This is a genomic window from Acidiferrobacterales bacterium (assembly GCA_028820695.1).
Taxonomy (GTDB): Bacteria; Pseudomonadota; Gammaproteobacteria; order Arenicellales; family JAJDZL01; genus JAJDZL01.
In genome coordinates this window covers 47,344-70,078 of the sequence record JAPPIB010000054.1, presented here as the reverse complement: position 1 = coordinate 70,078, position 22,735 = coordinate 47,344, and the positions used below count along the sequence as shown (strand labels likewise).

Annotated in this window: 17 protein-coding genes, 2 tRNA genes and 1 pseudogene; 5 read left to right on the top strand and 15 right to left on the bottom strand. The window is 50.7% G+C overall.

Translation table 11 applies throughout. The features are described from left to right. Positions 1–615: 615 nt before the first annotated feature. From OXI60_10745 to OXI60_10730, 4 genes are all read right to left on the bottom strand, one after another. On the bottom strand, positions 616–1,224 hold the full coding sequence (locus tag OXI60_10745) for a DUF1826 domain-containing protein (protein ID MDE0310288.1): 609 nt from the start codon (positions 1,222–1,224) through the stop codon (positions 616–618). Continuing rightward, the gene (gene zigA, locus OXI60_10740; GenBank protein ID MDE0310287.1) at positions 1,224–2,450 is read right to left on the bottom strand and encodes a zinc metallochaperone GTPase ZigA; all 1,227 of its coding nucleotides are present in this window, start codon (positions 2,448–2,450) and stop codon (positions 1,224–1,226) included. The genes OXI60_10745 and zigA overlap by 1 nt, the downstream gene beginning before the upstream one ends. Positions 2,451–2,565: 115 nt before the next feature. Further along, positions 2,566–2,802 (bottom strand): hypothetical protein, encoded by a 237-nt coding sequence (locus tag OXI60_10735; GenBank protein ID MDE0310286.1) that lies wholly within the window; start codon positions 2,800–2,802, stop codon positions 2,566–2,568. A gap of 192 nt (positions 2,803–2,994) precedes the next feature. Beyond that, a complete protein-coding gene (locus OXI60_10730) occupies positions 2,995–3,714 on the bottom strand; it encodes a hypothetical protein (GenBank protein ID MDE0310285.1) in 720 nt (239 codons plus the stop codon). 408 nt (positions 3,715–4,122) lie between these two features. Between OXI60_10730 and OXI60_10725 the strand changes: the two genes are divergently transcribed. The 3 genes from OXI60_10725 (at position 4,123) to OXI60_10715 (ending at position 6,296) form a co-directional block, all read left to right on the top strand. Further along, on the top strand, positions 4,123–4,485 hold the full coding sequence (locus OXI60_10725) for an iron-sulfur cluster assembly accessory protein (GenBank protein ID MDE0310284.1): 363 nt from the start codon (positions 4,123–4,125) through the stop codon (positions 4,483–4,485). A gap of 204 nt (positions 4,486–4,689) precedes the next feature. After that, complete coding sequence (locus tag OXI60_10720; protein MDE0310283.1) at positions 4,690–5,769, top strand: ATP-grasp domain-containing protein; 1,080 nt, start codon at positions 4,690–4,692, stop codon at positions 5,767–5,769. 451 nt (positions 5,770–6,220) lie between these two features. Continuing rightward, a tRNA-Asn gene (locus OXI60_10715) sits at positions 6,221–6,296 on the top strand. A gap of 167 nt (positions 6,297–6,463) precedes the next feature. On the opposite strand, the gene OXI60_10710 is transcribed toward OXI60_10715, so the two are convergent. The 6 genes from OXI60_10710 to OXI60_10685 all read right to left on the bottom strand — a co-directional run bounded on the left by OXI60_10710 (position 6,464) and on the right by OXI60_10685 (position 15,542). Beyond that, positions 6,464–8,917 (bottom strand): FAD-dependent oxidoreductase, encoded by a 2,454-nt coding sequence (locus OXI60_10710; GenBank protein ID MDE0310282.1) that lies wholly within the window; start codon positions 8,915–8,917, stop codon positions 6,464–6,466. A gap of 14 nt (positions 8,918–8,931) precedes the next feature. After that, complete coding sequence (locus OXI60_10705) at positions 8,932–10,959, bottom strand: ABC transporter permease subunit (protein ID MDE0310281.1); 2,028 nt, start codon at positions 10,957–10,959, stop codon at positions 8,932–8,934. 11 nt (positions 10,960–10,970) lie between these two features. Next, the gene (locus OXI60_10700) at positions 10,971–11,996 is read right to left on the bottom strand and encodes a betaine/proline/choline family ABC transporter ATP-binding protein (GenBank protein ID MDE0310280.1); all 1,026 of its coding nucleotides are present in this window, start codon (positions 11,994–11,996) and stop codon (positions 10,971–10,973) included. A 108-nt stretch (positions 11,997–12,104) separates the two neighbouring features. Then, entirely contained in the window at positions 12,105–13,055 is a 951-nt protein-coding gene (locus tag OXI60_10695) for an ABC transporter substrate-binding protein (protein ID MDE0310279.1), read from the bottom strand. Positions 13,056–13,204: 149 nt separating this feature from the next. Then, complete coding sequence (locus tag OXI60_10690; protein MDE0310278.1) at positions 13,205–14,155, bottom strand: phosphotransferase family protein; 951 nt, start codon at positions 14,153–14,155, stop codon at positions 13,205–13,207. 202 nt (positions 14,156–14,357) lie between these two features. Further along, positions 14,358–15,542 (bottom strand): pyridoxal phosphate-dependent aminotransferase, encoded by a 1,185-nt coding sequence (locus OXI60_10685; protein MDE0310277.1) that lies wholly within the window; start codon positions 15,540–15,542, stop codon positions 14,358–14,360. A gap of 71 nt (positions 15,543–15,613) precedes the next feature. On the opposite strand from OXI60_10685, the gene uvrB reads away from it, so the two are divergent. Then, positions 15,614–17,641 (top strand): excinuclease ABC subunit UvrB, encoded by a 2,028-nt coding sequence (gene uvrB, locus OXI60_10680; protein MDE0310276.1) that lies wholly within the window; start codon positions 15,614–15,616, stop codon positions 17,639–17,641. Between the two features lie 11 nt (positions 17,642–17,652). Here the strand turns inward: uvrB and OXI60_10675 are convergent, their stop codons facing one another. Further along, on the bottom strand, positions 17,653–18,831 hold the full coding sequence (locus OXI60_10675) for a DNA methyltransferase (protein ID MDE0310275.1): 1,179 nt from the start codon (positions 18,829–18,831) through the stop codon (positions 17,653–17,655). Positions 18,832–19,216: 385 nt separating this feature from the next. Here OXI60_10675 and OXI60_10670 point away from each other — a divergent pair. After that, positions 19,217–19,291: transfer RNA gene (locus OXI60_10670), tRNA-Val, on the top strand. Between the two features lie 164 nt (positions 19,292–19,455). Here OXI60_10670 and OXI60_10665 read toward each other — a convergent pair. The 4 genes and pseudogenes from OXI60_10665 to OXI60_10650 form a co-directional block, all read right to left on the bottom strand. Beyond that, positions 19,456–19,719, bottom strand: coding sequence for a PD-(D/E)XK nuclease domain-containing protein (locus OXI60_10665; GenBank protein ID MDE0310274.1), 264 nt, complete (start codon positions 19,717–19,719; stop codon positions 19,456–19,458). Positions 19,720–19,938: 219 nt separating this feature from the next. Further along, the gene (locus tag OXI60_10660; GenBank protein ID MDE0310273.1) at positions 19,939–21,408 is read right to left on the bottom strand and encodes a mannitol dehydrogenase family protein; all 1,470 of its coding nucleotides are present in this window, start codon (positions 21,406–21,408) and stop codon (positions 19,939–19,941) included. After that, entirely contained in the window at positions 21,405–21,569 is a 165-nt protein-coding gene (locus OXI60_10655) for a hypothetical protein (protein MDE0310272.1), read from the bottom strand. Before OXI60_10655 ends, OXI60_10660 begins: the two co-directional genes overlap by 4 nt. 272 nt (positions 21,570–21,841) lie before the next feature. Then, a pseudogene (locus OXI60_10650) lies at positions 21,842–22,570 on the bottom strand (ABC transporter ATP-binding protein). Positions 22,571–22,735 lie beyond the last annotated feature (165 nt).

Below are 22,735 nucleotides of genomic sequence, written 5' to 3'. Positions count from 1 at the left end.
ATGCCCGCTTCGAATCTGACAGGCATCCTCATCAAATCCGTTTCGATTGTCAAGTACATTGTGAGCAAATGTTGCTAGTAACATTTGTGAGCGAAGTCCACGGGACGATGCGAACTTAGCCCGCATAATTCACCAGCTGGTCATAGCTCACCGAAACCGGGGGATGTTTTGCAAAAACGAGGCCACTATTCGCATTGACCATCGATGAGCGCTGTCAATTCGCTGGAATTCGTGGTGTTTCTATGATTCGTTCTTCAATGTTGATGAACGTACCAAATTTCATGCACACTTGCCCCTGGCCTTGGCAATCGCCTCGACCATCTTCGCAAATCAAGTTTTGTTTACGTCTCGTGCGTCAGTCAGGTGGCGCCCGACAAGGGGTTTGTGCAAGTGTTTGCGCAACGTTGGCAAGTTCACGCACGAGTGTCCGTAGATATATAGAGGCTGCGGCAGCTTGTCGCTCAAAGACCCGAGCGCACACAGTTGATGCGTCATCAAAACTCCGAAACCAACGTCCGGCAAAACAGTTCAACCAACGATGGCTTTCGAATTCCTTTCTAAGGCCTCACCAAACGAATCGCTCGTTCATTTGCGAAGTCGCTGTGAGACCGGCGGTCAAAAAACCGGATCAATCGATAGCAACAGCCGTTTACTTTCTCCGTGGGGAGATCGGTGAACCACACCGGAAAACTTTTTATTCCACGCTCCGCCTTTGAGCAGCGACCAGCAGCCTGTGGCTAACTGCTGTATCTGCCTGCCTGCATGGATGGGAGGATATTTGCTTTCTCGATCGGCCAATTTATCCCGATCAACATCGCTGTTCGGAATCCATTCCGTGCCTTCGCCAGTAAGCGTGATCAACATGCGACATGGTACGTAATCCACATGAAATCGGGGGCACATCGGAGCTTTCAAGGTCACGACTCGCACACCGACCTGTTTACAGCCCATAAGTTCACCTAACATCTCGCTGGCTTCAGTGATCTGATCGAACAGCAAAGAGCACATTTCCTTGTCAGCTACCGCTGACAGCTCATTTGCAGGGGCTTGCGCATCATCTGCAGACTGAACCCATTGTTTCTGCAAAACCTGCCGAGAACTGATTAACCGATTTGACAAGGATTCACAAGCGTTTGCCTGCGGGCGCGAGACACTAATGATTTCCACATCCTCATCGTAAATCGCTGCAAAATCGCCCAGTTGATTACTGATTACCTGCCGCATCAGACGAATTCCTCCTCAATTTCTTCGATCCATTTCGGGAAAGGGTCGGGAAACTCTTTCCAACTATCCGGGCCGCCAGCAAGTTCATTGTCATTTAGAAGACATGCATCCAGTTCTCTACAAGCCTGTTGTTCGTCGAGCTGCTGACCGATAAAGACAATCTCCTGGCGGCGGTCGCCATAGGGCGGTTCGCACTTGTTTTCGATCTCCGCTCTATGTTCCGGGTAGTCAGGCCACTGATCTTTAGACATCGCAGACCAAAAAAGACCTGCAAACCCGTAATTCATAATGCCGCCTGCCTGAGACCACGAGCCGGCAAGGTCGAAACGCGTCGCCAGCCAGAAGTAACCTTTTGATCGGACAAGATTACCGCAGCGCCAGCCCTTGACGAGAAAGTCGTAGAGTCTCTGGGGATGAAACGGCTTGCGCGCCCGATAGACAAAACTGCCGATGCCGTATTCCTCAGTTTCCGGCACGTGTTCGCCGCGTAGTTCCGCGAGCCACCCTGGAGCGTTTGCAGCCTCATTCATATCAAACTTGCTGGTGCCAACAATACTGGCTGTGTCAATTTTTCCGTGATCCGCGATGAGCACTTCAGCACCTGGATTCAAGCGGCGCAGAGTGGCGAGTAGCGCATCGGTTTCCAACACGCTGACCAAATCGGTTTTTGTCACCACGATGACATTGCTGAATTCGATCTGGTCAATGAGCAGATCAGCGATATTGCGTTCGTCGTCTTCAGCGATCTCCATTTTCTTTTCTTTGAGGCTCTCGGCTTCAGCCATTAGCCGAGGAAAGTTGTAAGCGTCGACAACGGTCACCATAGTGTCGAGCTTGGCTACTGAGGACAGCGAGCGTCCCAACTCATCCTCAAACGTAAATGTTTCCGCTACTGGGAGCGGCTCAGAGACGCCTGTCGATTCGATGAGTAGATAATCGAAGCGTTTCTCGTCTGCAAGACGCGCAACCTCAATAAGCAAATCTTCCCTGAGCGTGCAGCAGATGCAACCGTTGGTCATTTCAACTAGTTTCTCATCTACTTGTTGAAGTGACCCATCTTCTCGAATAAGGTCAGCATCGATATTGATCTCTCCCATATCGTTCACAATGACAGCAACCCGCAATCCTTCACGATTGTTGAGGACATGGTTCATGAGCGTTGTTTTGCCCGCTCCAAGAAATCCTGACAGCACGGTTACGGGTAGAGATGAATTCAATGATTGCATTTGCGGCTCCTAAAATGTAATGTTATATCATAACATTAATTTGCGAGCAATCAGGTTTCGCTCGGCGAACACCCTGATTGTCGACACACGCGAAGTAAAAAATGTATAAATTCTCTCAGCGTTCAAAGAGCGATTCGTCTGGTGGCGCACCCTGCGGTACAACAATGACAGTTTCGACAACTCTACGTCTGAAATTTGCTAGATTCACCAGGACAATGAACCCGGCTGCATAGAACGCACTGTCGCCAATCTTGCACGGTTCGCCGAGATAGTGATGCCGGCGCATCAGAGAAAGGAATTTCGCTTCTTCCTCACGCCTGACCGGTACAATCGACAACTCGGAAAAATCCATCTTTCACCGCATAGGTTCAACTGAAGATCGCTGCACTATGCAGAAAACGGTGCCGAATGTCCGGCTTTCGCCGGCTTTCAATTCACATCATGAAGTTAGCTCAAACAAAAATCCGCCCTGACTAATGTTGCAGTGTCGTGACAACATTCGAGTGGAAATCCGTATTGATGGCTCAGGCGTCTATGTCGTCATTCAAGAATCTGCTTCCAATGCTGCCAGACGATTGACAGCCCGTTGGTGTATGATTCGTTCGTGGGCATCCCGAACCGGCAATTCGATTGCCTGTTTAATCAATTCGTGCACTTTATCCCGATATTTGTCCTTATCCAGTGCGATGTAACCGATGGCGAGGTCAAGGTAATCTTCTTTTTCCTCAAGCCCCAGCTCAAGTGCTCGCTCAAAGGCCGAGATTGCAGTTTTCTTCTTAGCGCCAAAAGTAGCACCTGCTAGCAACGAACCCATTCGCGCGACAATTCCTACGTGCCACCTGCCAAGGCTCACATGAGCTGGCGCCATATCTGGGTTGATCTGAAGTGCACTTTCGATCGCACTAAGACTTTTGTCGGCAAGATTCTCGTTCATCGCCTTGATCTTGCTGATTGTATGTGAATAGCGGCCGAATGCTTTTGTCAATGCCATGTAGGCATGGGCGTTTTTGGGTTCGTGTTCAACGGCGGCTTGCGCCAGTTCAATTGCTTCGTTCAACAACATGCGCGCATCCTCCTCGGCTGCAATATAGCGTGCATAAATTGTCAGTGAACGCGCGGCGAGGGTATAGCCTTCTGAGGTTCCGAGAGCTTTCGCAATCTGCGCCGCGTCGACGAATTCTCCTGCGACATAAGAATGTTGTGCGTCTTCAAGAGATTGGGCCAGGGCCGAATTTTGAATGGCAAAGGAAAACACCAGCCCCAAGCATGCGTAAAGCATCGGGAATCGGCAAATTCCAAACACAGATTTGAGTGAGTCGTATTGGCAAATATTCAACATCGTAGTTCCAGGTAGTATGGATTTAACGGGTATTCTAACTCAACCATCCGCGAAATGACCAGCCGTGCTTCCCGACCAACAGGGTCTGCCTGAACTCAGATCAAATCTGTCGGTCAACATGCGGGAATACTGCTCGTTTGTCTGCCCATTTACCGCAATGCAGTGGATATGTCGAGCGGGTCGCGATTACTTCGTGATAACTGATATCTTTGATGACAGTTTTCATCTGACGTCTCGCTATTGTTGCATAATCCTCTCATTCGTAGATAATTAGAAGTACCAGTCGATTATCAGGGTTTCGAGACTGGACAAGTTAAATTACAAATTGAGTTTATGGATTTTCAATCAACAATTTCAGAATCAGAAATCAAAGTTACCGAAGCTGCGGGCAGTAAGATGGCAGAACTGATTCAGGCGACCGATGAGGACATCAAGGGAATCCGGGTATATGTGTCCGGAGGCGGGTGCGGCGGCATGAGTTACGGAATGACTTATGCGGAATCAGAGACAGAATATGACCGAGTGCTGGACGGTGACAGTTTTCGTCTTTTTGCAGATGTGGTCGCTCTTCAGTACCTCGCCGGTGCTGAAATCGACTATGTCGATGACGGAATTCAGGCCACGTTTGTATTCCATAATGTCTTTCAATCTGTCGGTGGCACCGGTGCCTGCGGCGGTTGCGGGGCAGCACAGTGATCTCCAACCGGCGATAACGACCGTTCAGAATCAATCGATAAGTCAGCAAAAGCGGTCGTCCTGATCGCTCCATCATACAGTTATCGCGCGTCGATATACCTGTCAGCCGCCGAGCGGCAAGGCATACCAATAATTTTGGTAACAGATGGTGATTCAGCAGTATTGCCAAGGCTTCGCTCAGGATTTCGAGTCGATTTTTCGAATTTGGAGCAAGTCGTTGACTCGATAGTCGGGCACCTGGAAAGGAAGCCAATCTGTGCGGTGCTCGCGCCGGATGAAAAGTTCCTTGAAGTTGCGGCAAAAGTAGCCCACAGGTTGAATCTGCCACACAATCGGCTTGAATCTCTGAAGACATCTGTCAACAAAGTGTTGGCAAGGACCCTGCTTTCAAGGTCAGATGTGCTGGTTCCTGAGTTTTGGACGATCGAACTTGACGGGGACCTTGCGGCACAGATGAGTGAAGTTCAATATCCCTGTGTTGCCAAACCCATCAATCTATCCGCAAGCCGTGGAGTCATTCGGGCTGACAACGACACTCAGCTTGTCCAGGCGATTCAGCGTATACGCGATTTACTGCGAATTGAATCAGGAAGCGAACTCGAGCAACCCATATTGGTCGAGCGGTATATTCCGGGATCGGAACATTCACTTGAAGGCTATCTTTCGAATGGCGAATTGGAAACTGTCTGTATTTTCGATAAACCACAGCCCTTGGATGGACCATATTTTGAAGAGATATATTTTGTAACACCTTCAATAGTTGACGAACCGGTCCAGGAGAAAATTCATGAATCGGTACTCAAGGCCTGCCAGGCGTATGGACTGCAAACAGGTCCTGTTCATGCGGAAGTTCGCGTAAACAATTCACAGGTATGGATTTTGGAGGTGGCAGCCAGATCAATCGGCGGAGACTGTGCTCGATTGTTTGAGCTGGCTACGAATTCCAGTCTCGAGCAGTTTATTCTGTGCAAGAGTGCAGGGCAATCGACAAGGCGACCGCAGTTTCAGCGGGCTTGTGGCGTGGCAATGATGCCTATTTCTGCTAAAGGTGTCCTGCGACGAATCGAAGGTGTTATTGATGCGCAGGCGGTCGAAGGCGTGCTGGACGTCAGAATCGATGTTCGGGCAGGCGAAAAACTAACGCCGCTACCTGAAGGAGGGAAATATCCAGGCTTTATCTATGCCGAGGCAGATACTCCAGCATTGGCTGAAATCTCACTTCGAGAGGCGCTTTCCAATATAAAGTTTGTCTGCATGCCGGAACTGCCGGTCACTGTGAAGTGACACCGCACTTGCGCTGTCATCTGTGACAAACCAGGCGTCGGAACCGATCACCAATCTCTGGTCGGAATTTGGACCCGGGAAACTTACCGTATAGGCATGTTTTTGGTGAACCCGTCTCCTCAACCCCTTCTATGGCCGAATTGTCGTATTGATACCGAAGGAACTTGCTGCCATCGCACCGTACTCCGTCGTTCAGCTCCTTGGCGAATTTCGAATAGTTGGCACAGATTGTTCTTACAGCGAGCCTGATGCTTGGCAAGCAACGCAGCAAATGCGGACGGTCCACGCCTGAAATCGAGGACAGGCCCTTGCTGCAAACTATCGGTCAGTGTCATCAACATCACCAGAAAATAAGTTCATAGATATTTTTGAAATCATAATAAAATTATTGTCAGTGACTGCGATTTCCTTTTTTTACGAGGGGAAATCGTATTCATTATCTACGTGCCGTTCCCCGGTAGCTCAGCAGGCAGAGCAGGTGGCTGTTAACCATCTTGTCGGCGGTTCGATCCCGTCCCGGGGAGCCATATTTCATCTGTCGATTCTCACAGTTTCAATTCGTCCGCATGCTGTGCGGACTGAAATCCAAACAGCAGGTTGTTACAGACCGCAACCATCGACCACACAGTATTGTTCGGTAGTGGAGCGAATGCGGTGTCTTGACTACCTGTGTTTGATTCGACCACCATCGCCGTTATGCTCTCATCCTGCTGGAAGTCGGGTCGTATAGACTCTCTGCTTCGACTTCAACTGGTATTCTGACTTCTTCAACTTCGAGTTCGTAAGTGCCATCGTAGAGAAATTCGTCGGGCACGCCGTCCTCATGGCGCACATAGCCGTAGGCGATATTCTTGTTCACGGTATATCCCCATCCCGCACTGGTCGTCCAACCGACGCGAATTCCATTTCGATAAATCGTTTCCCGACCAAGCAGAGAAAGATCCGGGTCTTGCGTCGTAAAGCAAGCCAGTCTGCGCTGCAGTACATCATTGCTTTGCCTGACCAGTGCTTCCCGACCAACAAATGGCAGGCCAGACCTTAACTTGACCAACTTTCGCATCCCGGCTTCAAGCGGCGTGAAATCCGGTCCAATATCGGCACCTAGCGATCTGAAACCCTTTTCCAGCCTGAGCGACTCCAGTGCCCGATAGCCCACGTGCGTCAATTCGTAGTCTTTGCCTGCGTCGATGAGGTCTTGGAAAACTTTCAATGTATCGTCGACTGGAACATGCAACTCCCAACCAAGCTCGCCAGCAAAAGAGACTCGAATCGCAATCAAATGACTTCCGGCGATTTCGATGATCTGGCTGGTCAGGAATGGAAACGCGCTTGCAGACATATCCTGTTCGGTAATCGTCTGTAACAACAGTCTTGAATTCGGTCCTGACAATGACAGTGTTGAATACTGTTCGGTGACTTCTGTGAGAGAAACTTCAGTCAAGGAAGTTGGAATTTTGTTCTTTATGTGGTAGAAGTGATGAGAGGCATATCCGGTACCCGCGACAATGATGAAGCGATTTTCTTGCAGTCTAGTCACAGTAACGTCACACTCGATGCCGCCCGCCGGATTGAGCATCTGCGTGTAGATGACCGAGCCTACCGGCCGGTCAATTCGGCTGGAACAGATGCTTTCAAGCGCCATTGCGGCATGATTTCCTTCCAACATAAACTTCGCGAACGATGATTGGTCAATGACACCAACCTTTTCTCGGACAGCGCGGTGCTCCAAACCTACGTATTCAAACCAGTTCGCCCGTCCGAACGATGGTGAGTCTATCGGCTCCATACCATCGGGCGCGAACCAGTTTGGTCGCTCCCAACCGAGTTTCTCACCGAAACTTGCATTGAAATCCCGAAGCGCATCATAAAGTACCGATCTGTAACGGGGACGAGCGCTTGTATGCTCCTCATGCGGCCAACCCATCGTGTAGTGCTTCGAGCAAAGTTCGACCGTTCTCGATGCGATCCAATCATCGCTTTGATGCACTTTTCCAAATCGTCTGATATCAACCTGGCCCAGATCCATCGGGGGAGCGCCGGCTGATATCCATTGCGCTAACGCCTTGCCGGCACCGCCTGCACTGGCAATACCGAAAGCATTGAACCCGGTACCAATGAAGAAATTCTTGACTTGCGGTGACTCACCGAGAATGAAGTTGCCATCAGGCGTGAATGACTCCGGCCCGCAGATCATCTGCTTGGTGTCTGCATCTCCCATGGCGGGAATTCGATTCAAACCAGCCTCCATCAAAGGCTCGAAATGATCGATCTCGAAGTCCAGTAGCGTAAAGTAGAAATCGTCCGGTGGTTGGCTGACTTCCCATCGTTTTGGGTTCAGTTCATATCCTCCGAATACCAATCCACCGACATCTTCCTTGAAGTAGATCAACCGGTCCGGGTCCCGTATCGTTGGCATGCCTGTCCGCACGCCTTGAACCTTGCCAGTGACGATGTAATGATGCTTCATTGGCACGATCGGAACGTTTACACCAGCCATCTTGCCGATTGACCGCGACCACATTCCCGCGCAGTTGACGATGATTTCGCAATCGATATGACCATGACTGGTATCGAGACCATTTACCCGCCCGTTTGTTGTCGTTATTGCGGTAACACCACAGTCTTCGTAAAACCTGATGCCTTTTGACCGGGCACCCTTGGCCAAAGCCTGTGTGAGATCCGCTGGGTTTACCTGACCGTCAGTCGGCAAATAAGCTGCGCCGGCCAAATCATCAATGTTGATCACCGGGCATAGATCCAGCACTTCCTGCGGTGTCAGAAAATGCATTTCGAGACCGAATGACCGAGCCATGGTGATTTGTCTTTTGATTTCTGTTACGCGATCGGAGTTGCAGGCAAGGCGAAGTCCGCCATTCATCTTCCAGCCGGTTGCCTGTCCTGTCTCTTGCTCCAGCCGATCATAGAGTTCAACGGAATAGTTGAGAAGCTGGGTGACGTTCGCGTTGTTACGAAGCTGTCCGACCAGACCCGCCGCATGCCACGTAGATCCGTTTGTCAGCTTTCCCTGCTCAAGCACAATACAGTCGGTTTCTCCGAGTTGTGCCAGATGATAGGCGGTCGATGACCCGATGATTCCGCCACCGATAATGACAATCCTGCGATGGCCTGGAAGTGCCGCGTTGCTCATTTTCTGTGATTACCCTATATACCCAAAGCCTGTTTGCGCCGTCTGGCGGCAGCTGATATCAAACGATCAGTAATGATTGCGATGAAGGCGACCGAAAGTCCAGCGACCAAGCCTCGGCCGGTATCCGCCTTGGTCAATGCGATATACACCTCCTGACCGAGATCGCGCGTGCCGACCAGAGCGGTGATAACCAGCATCGATAGGGCAAACATGACAGTCTGGTTGACACCCAGCATGATTTCCGGCCATGCAAGACGAATCTGAACCTTGGTCAGTGTCTGAACTTTCGTACAACCGGAGGTTTTCGCAGCTTCGATCAAAGATGCGGATATCTGTTCAATTCCATATATCGTGTATCGCACCGCCGGTGGCAATGCATACAGGACGACGGCGACCATAGCTGAAAAATCACCAACCCTGAACAGCATGACCACGGGCAGCAGATATACGAAACTCGGTAACGTTTGCAAGGTATCAATCAGAATAATCACCACTTTCTTGACCCGGGTTGAACCCGAAGCGATCAGTCCGACCGCCATACCGATGATGGACGCAAATACGACGGAGATCCCGCACAGATACACCGTGATCATCGCTTTTGTCCATTGCCCTGTAATCAATATGAACCCGGCGAGCGAAACAACCAGCAGAGCAAGCTTCGGACCGCCGAGTTGATACCCGGCCAGTCCCAGCAAGATGAGTACTCCCGGCCAGGGCAAATTCAGCAGGAACGACTTTACCGGTTTCAGGATATTCAGCAGAATGAAAATCTTGACCGCCTCGAGCTGCTCAAAGAAGTTGATGTTGATCCATTTGACAAGATCATTCCAGAACTGCCCGGTTGTCACCTCCCAGACTTCCGGCCACTGGGCGAAAAATGGCAGTGCGAATCCGACTGTGGTCGTAATTGCCAGCACAGTGAACACAACAAGGAGAAACCTGGTACGATTGCTCCGTGTATCGTCGGATTCGCTGTACATTTCCGGTGCCTGTGCTGCCCACGCTTGTGTCAGACGATCAACGACAATTGCAATCAACGTAATGGCAATACCAGCTTCCAACCCATCTCCGATCGCCTGGCGTCTCAAGGATGCAAGCACATCGAATCCCAATCCACCGGCACCAATCATGGAGGCGATAATCACCATATTCAGCGATAGCATGATGACCTGGTTCACACCAACCATCAGACCCGGTTTCGCCGATGGTATGAGGACTCGCCATGTCATCTGACGTCTTGTGCACCCGACCATCTTGCCGAATTCCTTGATATCGGTCGGAACAGTCCGCAGTGCCAGCATGGTAATTCGAACCATGGGTGGTGTTGCGTAAATAACGGTTGCCGTTATGGCGGATACCGGGCCGAAGCCAAACAAGAACAGAACTGGTACCAAATAGGCAAAGATCGGAACCGTCTGCATCAGATCGAGTATCGGGGTGATCGCCCGTTCGAACGTTGGATAACGATAGCCCAGAATGCCAAAACTGATTCCGATGATCACTCCAATCGGAACTGCGACAGCGATAGAGGACAAGGTGATCGTTGCGCTTTCCCAGTGACCGAAGATCGTGATGTAGCCGATACACAGAAAGACCATCAATGCCAAAGTCCAGTCCTTGAGACGATAGGCAACCCAAGTCATGACGATTGTGATGCCCAGCCATGACAGCGGGGGAGTCTGCCATGATTGCCCTTCACCCACGGGGATGGTGAAGCCGGCAACCAGGAGAGATTTAATAAACTGATAGGGGAGTTCGATTCCGGCAGCGATAGCCCGAGTGAATTCCTTGAAGGTCCAGGGGAAGACATAGGCTTCGTCTCCAACCAGCCATTTCATGAAGCCTGTGACACAATAGCGCACCGATGTGCAGCTACCCAGACTCTCAATCTTCCAGCTGAGTTCCTTCGGTGCCTTTACCGCCCAAGGCCATAGTTCACCACCTAACCAGATAACGGCGATGATCGCAAACGCCAACAGCCATAAAGCAATTTGTTTCGATCGTGCAAGAGTGAGTCGAGCTTGAACTGAAGCACCGGTCATTTCGCTGGGATCTAGGTAGACTTGTTGACGAGGACGTTGATCACATCCTCACGTGTGATCATTCCCAGGATCTCACCCTCACTGTCGACGACATCATACGGTCGTTCTGAGTTGATCAGCTCTTCGGCCAGCTCATCGACCTTGGTGGTCTGCAGAACGCTCCCTCCCGTCACTGTATTCGGAGGCTTGTCCTTCATTACAGTTCGCGCAGAAAAAACTTTCGAACGTGTGAGATCGTTGGTAAATTCTTCGACATAGCTGTCGGCCGGATGCAATACCAGTTCCTCGGGTGTTCCGACCTGGATGATCAGACCGCTTTTCATAATGGCGATCCGATCAGCAAGTCGAATCGCTTCGTTAAAATCGTGTGTGATAAACACAATGGTCTTGTTGAGCACTGACTGGATCTTGAGAAACTCATCTTGCATTTCCCGTCGGATCAAGGGGTCCAACGCAGAAAACGGTTCATCCAGAAACCATATCTTGGGTTCAACTGAAAGGGATCGGGCAATGCCGACGCGCTGCTGCTGACCGCCTGACAACTCTCTGGGATAGTACGATTCCCGACCTTTCAGACCCACCAGTTTGATCACCTCGTGTGCGCGCTCTTCTCTGTTTTTCTTGTCGACCCCTTGTACTTCCAAAGGAAAGGCAACATTACCGAGAACTGTCAGATGCGGCATCAGGGCAAAATGCTGGAATACCATGCCCATTTTGTGTCGTCGTATCTCAATCATCTGATTCTCGGTCCGATCGAGAAGATTCTCACCTTCAAACTCGATCACACCTGACGTGGGCTCAATCAGGCGCGAGAGACATCGGAGCAATGTCGATTTTCCAGAACCTGACAATCCCATGATGACAAATATCTCGCCTTCGGCGACTTCAATATTCGCATCGCGTACGGCACCGATCAATCCGGCCGATGACAGCGCAGCGTCATCGATGTTGGATTCAACGGACAGAAAGCGCTCCGCGTCCTTGCCGAACAGCTTCCAGACATTCTGGCAGGTCAGGATGGCATCAGACTCGGGCATGGCGTCGTTTTGGATTCAATTCAATTGATTGCCCATGAAAGCAAAAACGCGCCAGAACCGGCCAATGGGTGCTGGCGCGTTCTTATCAGAGGTGTCAATTCGCTACATTTACATTGTCCAGGCTTTCCACACAGACTCGTTGTTGGCCAACCAATCAGCGACAACATCCTCGACAGACATTCCCTCAAGGTCCACCTTGATAATCAGGGAACTCATCAGGTCATTGTCAATCGTGAAATTTCGGATCGCCTGATAGGCTTTGGGCCACTTTTGCTCGCCGCCAGCCCAGCCGACCGCCTTGATCCATCCTCTGGGTTTGCCGCAATCATATGCCATATCGGGATTGCCTCCCCATGACGGGTCGTTGTAGCATTCGTCCGTGTAGCGTGGAAACTCAACCCACTCACCTTCGTATTTTGCCGGTGCCCAGTGTGGGGCATAGACCCAGGCCAAGATCGGCGCTCCTCGCTGGTAAGCCGATTCAATCTCTGCAAACAGAGCTGCATCTGTGCCGGCATGGACTACGTCGTAATCCAGTCCAAGTGACTCAGCCCGCTCGTCGTCATAGCCGCTCCAAGTCACGGGCCCGCCAAGATATCGACCGCGGGGATGGGTTTCAGGTGTCGAGAATGCCTCGGCACAACCATTCAAGGCTGTCCAGTCAGGCAATCCAGGGCACTTTTCCTTCATATACAAGGGATACCACCATTCTTCAATCGCATCCATGCCTGTCTCGCCAAGATCAACGGTCTTGCCGGTTGCAAGTGAAGCTTCAAGGGCATCCTTTCCCGTGGTCTCCCAGATCTCCACCGCGACATGAAGATCGCCGGATTCAAGTCCGACGAACTGTGCGATGTAATCGGCGGGTACATACTCTACGCTGTATCCCATTGATTTGAGAATCTCACCGACCATCGTAGCGGTGATAAACTGCCCGGTCCAGTCGTGCCAGGTAATCTTTATCGGGTCTGTCGATTCGACCTCGGCCGAAGCGATTGGAACATAGGATAAGACCACAGCAAAACAAGCTACTAAAGCATTACAAATGTACTTTTGCATGTTGGATACCTCCATCCTTTCGGATCGCAAATTAAGTTTTTCCAGCAACCGCATGCTGACTTGCGCATACAGTCCGAAATTACATTTTAGCAAATGCAAGCGGGAACATTACCGCGTGAGAATTTCCGGTAAATGAATTCGTTTCACCATCATTCGAATATGTGGCAGTACCGTTTCCAATTGCTTTCAAAACGATCCCTGTTCATGTTTGTATATCCCTCATAACCGGCTTCCTGGTCCGGATACAGATCGGTCATGGATGCAGCAACATTGTCGCTGTCGAGATCGGATGTCACTTCCTGAACCATTCCCCACATGTACTCGCGAAGATTCAGTACCAATTTGAATGCCACAAGCTGTCGGTCCAAGTCCTCATCGATCGTGCCATAGTACATTTCGAACAGCTCACGCTCCGAACCCTCGCTCATGTCCGCATTACAACTGACACCGACGAGATCGAACATCGGATGTCCATAGCCACCGTAATCCCAGTCGATCAGCCAGACCTCACTGGATTCGTCAAACATGAAGTTTTGTGGAACCGCATCGTTATGTGTCAGAACCGGCAGGTAACTTCGAATATTGCCTTCCAGAAGATTGTTGACCCGAACCAACTCGGAAAACTGATCGGTCAGCCGGGAATTCTTCCGAGTGCCGATTTCCACATAATTGCGGATGACCTGAAACGGCCAGAAATAGGTGAGGGCACCGTGTACATGATCCGACCCCTCATGCAGCCGTTTCAAAACACGCACGATTTTTTCGCAGTTCGCAGGGTTTCCCTCCATGTCCTCCGGTCGCAGGCTTCCACCTGGCAGAAAATCCAGAATGACGAGTGACCTTTCGGTATAGTGAACTTTCGGGCTGACTCCGATATCTGCCGCAGCCTGCATCGAAGCTTGAACCGAAGTCTGCATGATGCCGTGTACAGGTATGTCAGAACCGATTCTGGCGACCGACCTTACGTCGCCATCGGTGACCACAAAACTCTTGTTGCACAGGCCTCCGACAAGTGGCTCGATAATGATGTCACCTTGCCAGCAATCCAGGGACTTGAGATAGTCTTCGATTCTTTCATCGTTCCATTCAGGGTTCAGCATGTTTAAGTGTCTCCTCAATCAATGGGGCGAAAATAATGTGTCGCTAGTTGGGCAAATCTGTTTTGTGCTCAAAGTCAGCGAGCGCTTCGAACTTCGATTGGCGGAATCGGTCAATGCGGTCTCAGTGTGATTCATGGTGTTGACGGGCTTCAATCCGGCAAACCATCTTGATCAATCCGAAAACTGCAAAAACTTGCACGAGTCAGAAAATACGCTGCATTCGCTGCATCGCCTGTTCAAGATTATCCATACTTGTCGCAAATGAAAGTCTGATGTAACCGGGCCCTCCAAAAGCACTTCCTGGAACGACCGCCACCTCAGCCTCGTTCAGAATATGCTGAGACAAGGCCACATCAGAATCCACACCTTCCAATCTTTCAATCAGTTCCCGGCAATCGGGAAATGCGTAAAACGCACCGTCCCCGGCAAGACATTTGATGCCATCGATTTCGTTCAAGGCGGCGACAATGAAATCGTGTCTTTTCTTGAATTGCTCAACCATGACCGTGATTGCGTCCTGTGGTCCATTGAGCGCCTCCACGGCTGCGGCTTGCGCAATCGAATTTGGATTCGAGGTGGTTTGCGACTGAATCTTGCGCATCGCTGCAGTCAATGTCTCATTGGACGCGGCAAATCCGATTCGCCATCCTGTCATCGCATAGGCCTTGGATACTCCGTTCACCACAATGGTTCGCTCAAAGAGTTCAGGACATGCATTGACAATATTGCAAAACGGGCTGCCGCTCCACTGGATGTGTTCATAAATGTCGTCTGTCAGGATGTGAACCTGCGGGTATTCCAGCAAAACCTGCGCCAGCTGTTCCAGTTCTTGCCGGCTATAGGCAACTCCGGTCGGATTGCTCGGGCTGTTCAGCATCAACAATTTGGTCCGATCTGAAATTGCTTCCCGCAACTGTTCAGGCTGCAGCTTGAAATCCTGCTCGATGTCAGCATCAATCACCACCGCCTTGCCGCCTGAAAGAACAGTCATATCGGTATAGGATACCCAGTAGGGTGCAACGATAATGACTTCATCTCCCTCATTAAGAAGTGCTGTCATTACGTTGATAATACTTTGCTTGGCACCGGTGGAAACAATAATATTCGCAGGACTGTATGTCAATTGGTTCTCGCGTTCGAACTTGTCAACAACGGCTTGCTTCAGCTCGGCAGTTCCATCGGCTGGTGTATACTTTGTGAGGCCATTGGTAATCGCTTCAAACGCTGCCTGTTTGACATTCTCCGGTGTATCGAAGTCAGGTTCTCCGGCACCAAGTCCAATTACATCCCGTCCTGCTGCCCGCAGTTCCCGGGCGAGGGTAGATACAGCGATTGTAGCTGAAGGTTTAATGGAATTGACTCGGTCGGACAGGGCGTTTGTACTCATTGTCGATGGACTCAGGTTGGCTTAGGGAATATCGCTAAAAGTATAGCCGAACGGATATATACGGAGACAAAATCTTGCAGCAGTTTGAGTTGACTTCGGACTACAGCCCGTCGGGCGACCAGCCTGCCGCGATCAGGGAGCTGATCACAGGCCTAGAGTCTGGAACGCCTTTTCAGACGCTATTGGGCGCGACCGGCAGCGGCAAGACATTCACCATGGCCAATGTGATTGCCCAAACGGGCAAGCCAGCGCTGGTACTGGCTCACAACAAGACATTGGCCGCACAGCTTTACTCGGAGTTGCGGGACTTTTTCCCGAACAATGCCGTTGAGTATTTTGTTTCCTACTACGACTACTACCAGCCAGAGGCCTATGTTCCGAGTTCCGATACCTATATCGAGAAAGACGCCTCGATCAACGAGCACATTGACCAAATGCGTCTTTCTGCCACCAATGCGTTGCTTATGCGCCGTGATACGATCATCGTAGCGACAGTATCGGCGATCTTCGGTCTGGGTAATCCGAATGAATACAACAAGATGATTCTTCATCTGCGAAAGGGTGCCCAGATCGATCAGAGAAAAATCCTAAGGACATTGGCGGAGCTTCAATACACCCGTAACGATGCCGCACTGAAAAGAGGCACTTTCAGGGTCAGGGGTGATGTCATTGACATCTATCCCGCAGACTCTGACCGAGCGGTTGTCCGCGTCGAGCTGTTCGGTGACGAAATCGATCGACTCCACCTGTTTGATCCACTGACGGGTGAAGTGATCAACGATCAGATCATACGATTTACGGTATTTCCGAAGTCCCATTACGTGACCGCCCAGAGCACCATTGACAAAGCGGTGATACGAATCAAGAAAGAACTTGAAAACCGGCTTCAGCATCTTCACAGGGAAAACATGCTGGTCGAGGCTCAACGACTGGCACAGCGGACAACCTATGACCTGGAAATGCTGGAACAGTTGGGATACTGCAATGGTATCGAAAACTACTCACTGCACCTTTCCAACAGGGCGACCGGCGACCCGCCTGATACCCTGATTGATTATCTGCCCAAGGACGCGCTGATTTTCATTGACGAGAGTCACGTGACCATTCCGCAGTTGAGGGCCATGTATCGAGGTGATCGCTCGCGAAAGACTACGCTGGTTAACTTTGGATTTCGGCTGCCGTCGGCACTGGACAACCGTCCACTGATGTTCGAGGAGTTCGAAAACAAGGTGAATGTGGTGATCTGCATGTCCGCGACACCCGGACCCTACGAAAGACAGATGAATCCGGTTTTTGTCGATCAGGTTGTTCGACCGACTGGCTTGGTTGATCCTGTTGTTGAAGTTCGCGAGGTAAGAACCCAGGTTGATGATTTGATGTCGGAAATCAACAGACGGGTCGCGTTGGACGAGCGTACGCTGGTTACCACCCTGACCAAGCGAATGGCAGAGGATCTGACTGATTATCTGGGCGAACAGAACATAAGGGTTCGCTACCTTCATTCGGACATTGACACGGTTGAGCGTGTGGAAATCATCCGCGATCTTCGAGCTGGAGTTTTTGATGTATTGGTCGGAATCAACCTCCTGAGGGAAGGTCTTGACTTGCCGGAGGTATCTCTGGTTGCGGTACTGGATGCTGACAAGCAAGGGTTTCTGAGGTCGACTTCCTCATTGATCCAGACTATCGGCCGTGCTGCGCGCCATCTCAGCGGCACCGCAATTCTGTATGCCGACTACGTGACTGACTCGATGCAGGCAGCCATCGACGAAACCGACAGAAGACGGACAAAGCAGCGGCAGCATAATGAAGTCAACGGTATCGTTCCCGAAGGGGTGGCAAAAGAAGTCAAAGACATCATTGAGGGAGTGCACGGCCGCCGAAGAAACAAACGCCGTAAAGGCGACCGGGATTCGGCGATTGACACGGCAGCATCTGTCAGTGAAGTCGACCTTCAGGATCCCAAGCAAGTTGCGCAAGAGCTTCGCCGACTCGAAAAGCAGATGGATGACTTTGCGTCAAAGCTTGAATTTGAGAACGCGGCACTGGTCCAGGATCAGATCAACGAACTCAGGGAAGTCGCATTTCTGGACGGATAGGGCATGCAAGACTACCTTGTGTTGCGCATCAGTACGATGCGGTTGGTATTCGTACCCCTGCGGTTATTGTCAACACCCCAGCAGTTCGCGGTTTTGGTGAATTCCTGCTGATTGATCAGCACACCGAGAACCTCCAATCCGGTACCCTCAGCTGCAGCGATCACTTCGGTTTCAAGATGGACTTTCGCACTTCTGACTTCTCCGACCTCATATGCGGCATGACCTCCCGGTTTGACGATTCGTGACAGCTCAAGCAATGTCCGATGGGTGAACTGTCGCCAAGTGTGGATCGACTTGACCATCGTGATGTCCACCGAATGGGGGTCAATGCATAGAAACCAGCAACGCAACCAGTTATCAGCCTCGTAGTCGACTATATCGAGAAACGGTGGTGATGTGACTACCAGATCAACGCTGTCATCTGGAATTTGTGCGGTGTGATCCGAACGCTCATTCAGAAGAAGATAGTTTGCCGCCCGCACAACGGGTTGTGACAGCAGCCGTTTGGACTTTTTCCAGATCAGAAGGGGAACGTCACGCACTGGCGGTATCTGATTTCTGCGTTCGTTGATCCGGTGTTGACTTTTGATGGACACTGCTTGATTGGGTGGCATTGTGTAGACCGAGAAGAATCCTGGCGAATGGCCGGTCAGTCGATTGATTGCCACCATTCGAATCCATTTGTCAGCAGGGTCGAGCGCCCCGCTTGTTGCTCGTTGAATGAGCCACTTCCTCAATCCTTCCAGCTTTGCCAGCGTATCCGGGTGATAGAACACGAGCAGATCTTGATTTTCGACATCCTTGAAACTGTCCCAGGGAATTTCCGTCAAACGTTTTTGGATCGAAAATGGATCCGGTGGATTGATGCGCGGTTCAGTAATCGCAATACTGACTGGATTGACATCGTTTCCGTAGGGTATGCGACCGAGCAAAGCGGATTCGATCGGTGTTGTGCCGCGTCCCATGAATGGGTCGTAGACAACATCATTTATCTGCGTGAGCCTATTGATAAAAAAGGCGGGAAGTTGCGGCTTGAAGCAAGCCCGATAGCTGACTTCGTGTATACGGTTGGCTTGCCTTTGTCGTGCAGTCCAATAGCAATTGATGAAGTAATCCACATCATCGTCCCGTTCAATTTGGGTAAATGAACCAAACTGATTGAAATTTGCTATCTCATCGGTAAATTTCATGGATTATTGAATCGCTGGGGCGCAAGGCTAGAATTAAATTCAAGAATTTGCTGATCAATTTGGAACTGCAGTGAATCGGCTTTATCGATAATTCACTGGTGAGTCTTGTGCTATTTTCACTTCCAGTAACACCTTACATTTATTCCGGTCTAAAGTTTCAACTTTGTGAGTCCGGATGACTTGGTCGGGTAGGATTACTCTCCGAAAAACCATCATTTTGTTCCGGTGCTTCAATGACAAATAGTTCAGTTACAGCAGACGAATTCCTAGAACTCATAAAGGAGACCCGGATTGACATGCGGGAGTTTCATGTGGTCATGGGAAACTTTGGTTCAACAAACGAGTATGGTAGAGTAAAATCTTGCTCACCTTGAAACTGTTGTTGGGGCGCATAGCTCAGGGGGAGAGCACTTGCTTGACATGCAAGAGGTCCCTGGTTCAATCCCAGGTGCGCCCACCAATTGAATGTTGACGAGCCATTGTCCAATCATTATTCCAGGCAGTGGTTCCGTCAACGTGATCAGATAAATTGACGGACCCGCCCGCTATCCAAATTATTCGTGGAGATGGGGGTGTCTTGGCCTTTCGGTTTTCTTTGAGAACTGCACTCAACTACGAAGCCATTCAATCAGGAACGATTTCCAGCTTTGAGAGGTTTCTTGTCTTACCGTCAAATACCGCACCGATGAAGTAAATTGAATTGACTCCATCACGATACTTGTCTGCATAACCGCGACTTTTGATCTGCGCAATGGCTTCTGAAACCCTTTGATTCCCATCATCGCCTTCACTGAGCATTTTGCACTCAAATATGAAAATCTGCCTGTCAATCGCCAAAACCAAGTCCGAATGGCCGCGGCTGGTTGATTCTTGAGCATCAATACTCAATACATACAAAGACGTTGAAGCGAACTGTCGGCGTCGAAGATTTCCCTGATCAAGCCGATTTCCATCAAAATGCAGCAAATACCCTCGAATCAACCCATTTTGGCAGAATCTCGCACGCAGGTCTTCGAGTTGCTCGAAACGAACGCTATCCCAAATGCGCGACAAGACACCGGTCGTCCCAGCATGGTATTTTGACGTACCGCGGTGCTCGCGATTATCTCAAGTGGCTGTGTATTCCTTCAACACTGACTCGCATCCGACCGCCCATATTCTATCCAGCCAGGTTTCGAAGTTCTTGACGAACTCAGTCGCATCAGCAATGTCGCCGTAGATTCCGCGTTGTTCCAACCAGGCCTTCGGGTGTTCCCTGGCCATCTGTGCAACTCCTTGAAGTTCACTTGACAACGGATCATTCGGTTCAATTGTGGACCCATCCTCTCGAGTGCCCTCACACATTCGTGCCCACATGGCCTCAACCAATGCCAACCCATTTGTCGGAGTGCCGGAATATAGCCCCTTTCGGACGGTAGGCAGAATGAAACCTGCATGCAGGGATGACCCGTTGAAGCATACCCGTCTGGTAGTATCACCAAGTGCTGAATTGGACAGGCGTTGCACGATCAGCTGCAGGTATTGTTCAGGCGTCACGTCAGGAACCGGTTTGACGTGTGGTATGACTTCCTCTCGCTGCACTTTTTGGAACATGGCGAATATCAAAGGATGTGTCATGCACTCAGCGATGGTATCGATGGACAATAGCTCGCCTGGATTGGCCACGATTTGGTGGCCTGCGTTGAGCATTCGAATCTTCATCGCCTCGTAATCCTGAACACTGTCTGTAAAAGTTACGCCGACCTCATTCCAATCCGGCCGCCCGGCGCAAAACTCGTCTTCGACGACCCACTGACGGAAATTCTCGTGGGTCACGGGCACCAAGTCGCAGATACCAAACTTCTGACTCAATGCAAGTTCAGCCGGACCGGTCGCAGGTACGATGCAATCAACCATCGAACACGGAAAGGTGCAGTTGATCTCGATCCAGTCAGCCAACTCCAAATCTGTTTCCCGTGCAAGCGTAACTACGTTTCTACGCAGAATCTTGCCATTGCCTTGAAGATTGTCACAACTTTGACAGGTAAAAGGCCCAAAGCCACGGTCACGCCGTCTTTTCAACGCCGCGACAATCGCACCGAATGCCGTGGTGGGATGATTCGCATTGACAATATCGTGCTGGATATCAGGATGGGATAAATCAAAGTCTCCTGTCGACGGATCGACGTAATAACCGCCTTCCGTTACCGTCAAGGTAACGATTCGGGTTGATTCGGTTGCCATACCTCGAATGAGTGCCGAATGTCCGTCTTCAACTGGAATGTAGTCGATCATTGATCCAATGACTTCTGCCTTTTTTCCGTTGGGTGACAGTTCAATCAATGTTGACAGAAAGTCCTGCTTAAGGAATTTCTCTCGTTGCTCTGCATCGTACGGGCGGACGCCGGCTCCAACGATCGCCCAATCATGGTTCAATCCCATATTGAGCAGCTGTTGCAGATACCAGGCTTGATGTGCCCGTTGGAAATTGCCGAGACCGATGTGGACAATGCCGGGTCGCAGGGCAGTTCTGGAGTAATGTGGACACCTGACCGAAACAGGCAGATCACCCAGTGCCGCTTGCGAAAGAAGAATCACAGCTGAGTTGCACGGTGGCTGGCGGATCTCACCTCCTGACCTGCCGATTCGAGTTTAACTGCGACCCGCAAACCTGCGACAGCATAGGACTCGGCGAAATTCGGTCCGACACCACGCGTCGCATCTGTGATCATCACGAACTGATCAAACAGCGACTTCAAGAAATCCGCAACCCCTGATCGTCAAATCGATAGATGTAATTTGAGTCCGGCGTAAGGTAGATCGCGTCGCCGTGATGGAAGTCTACATCACCACCAGATCGAACCGTGATCGGATCGCTGCGGTTTTCCATGTGGACATGAAGAAAGGTATCGGAACCAAGATGTTCAGACAATCCCACCTGACCCCTCCAGAGTCCCTCAGTGTGAGAAGGGACAAAGTGTTCCGAACGAACACCTATCGTGTGAGCATCAAAGTCTTTTGCCTTGGCACCGTCAATGAAGTTCATTTTGGGTGAACCGATAAATCCGGCAACGAAGAGATTGTGAGGCGTGCGGTAAAGTTCCAAAGGCGAACCGACCTGCTCAATCTTCCCATCGTGCAGCACAACGATTTTGTCAGCCATTGTCATGGCCTCCACCTGATCGTGGGTGACGTAGATCATTGTTGTCTCGAGCCGCTTGTGCAGACCGCTGATCTCAAGCCTCATACCGACGCGTAATGCCGCATCCAGATTTGACAGCGGTTCATCAAACAGGAACGCCGCGGGTTCCCGCACGATGGCACGGCCGATCGCAACTCGCTGGCGCTGACCACCGGAAAGCTGACCGGGGCGTCGGTCTAGATACTCCGTAAGATTCAATACCGAAGCTGCCTGTTCTACGCGCCGCGCCTGCTCGGACTTTTCCAGTTTCGCCATTCGAAGCGGAAAACTGATGTTCTTGCGCACCGTCATGTGAGGATACAGCGCGTAGGACTGAAAGACCATGGCAAGTCCGCGTTTGGCAGGCGGAATCGATGTCGAGTCCTTTCCGTCAATGCGGATTGTTCCATCTGTTACCTCTTCGAGTCCGGCAATCAATCTGAGCAGCGTTGACTTCCCGCAACAGGAGGGGCCGACGAATACAACGAACTCTCCGTCCTCAATCTCAAGATCGAGCGGCGGAATGACGGTAACCGCGCCAAATTTCTTTTCTACTTTTTCCAGTACGATATGTGCCATGTCGATTTTTCCAAGCGTATCATGTGCCCGCGAAACTGAACCGGATTGGCGAAGACGATCGTCCGCACGACACGCAGTCGTGACCGTTCTCGTTGTCATAATCAGGGGCAGGTGAGCACATTTCAGTATATATCACGCATTTCGTCGCAACTCTTTCATCAAATT

Coding starts and splice junctions, on each gene's coding strand:
- OXI60_10745 (MDE0310288.1), bottom strand. CDS start 1,224: ATGCGGCAGGTAATCAGTAATCAACTGGGCGATTTTGCAGCGATTTAC.
- zigA (MDE0310287.1), bottom strand. CDS start 2,450: ATGCAATCATTGAATTCATCTCTACCCGTAACCGTGCTGTCAGGATTT.
- OXI60_10735 (MDE0310286.1), bottom strand. CDS start 2,802: ATGGATTTTTCCGAGTTGTCGATTGTACCGGTCAGGCGTGAGGAAGAA.
- OXI60_10725 (MDE0310284.1), top strand. CDS start 4,123: ATGGATTTTCAATCAACAATTTCAGAATCAGAAATCAAAGTTACCGAA.
- OXI60_10710 (MDE0310282.1), bottom strand. CDS start 8,917: ATGAGCAACGCGGCACTTCCAGGCCATCGCAGGATTGTCATTATCGGT.
- OXI60_10705 (MDE0310281.1), bottom strand. CDS start 10,959: ATGACCGGTGCTTCAGTTCAAGCTCGACTCACTCTTGCACGATCGAAA.
- OXI60_10700 (MDE0310280.1), bottom strand. CDS start 11,996: ATGCCCGAGTCTGATGCCATCCTGACCTGCCAGAATGTCTGGAAGCTG.
- OXI60_10695 (MDE0310279.1), bottom strand. CDS start 13,055: ATGCAAAAGTACATTTGTAATGCTTTAGTAGCTTGTTTTGCTGTGGTC.
- OXI60_10690 (MDE0310278.1), bottom strand. CDS start 14,155: ATGCTGAACCCTGAATGGAACGATGAAAGAATCGAAGACTATCTCAAG.
- OXI60_10685 (MDE0310277.1), bottom strand. CDS start 15,542: ATGAGTACAAACGCCCTGTCCGACCGAGTCAATTCCATTAAACCTTCA.
- OXI60_10675 (MDE0310275.1), bottom strand. CDS start 18,831: ATGAAATTTACCGATGAGATAGCAAATTTCAATCAGTTTGGTTCATTT.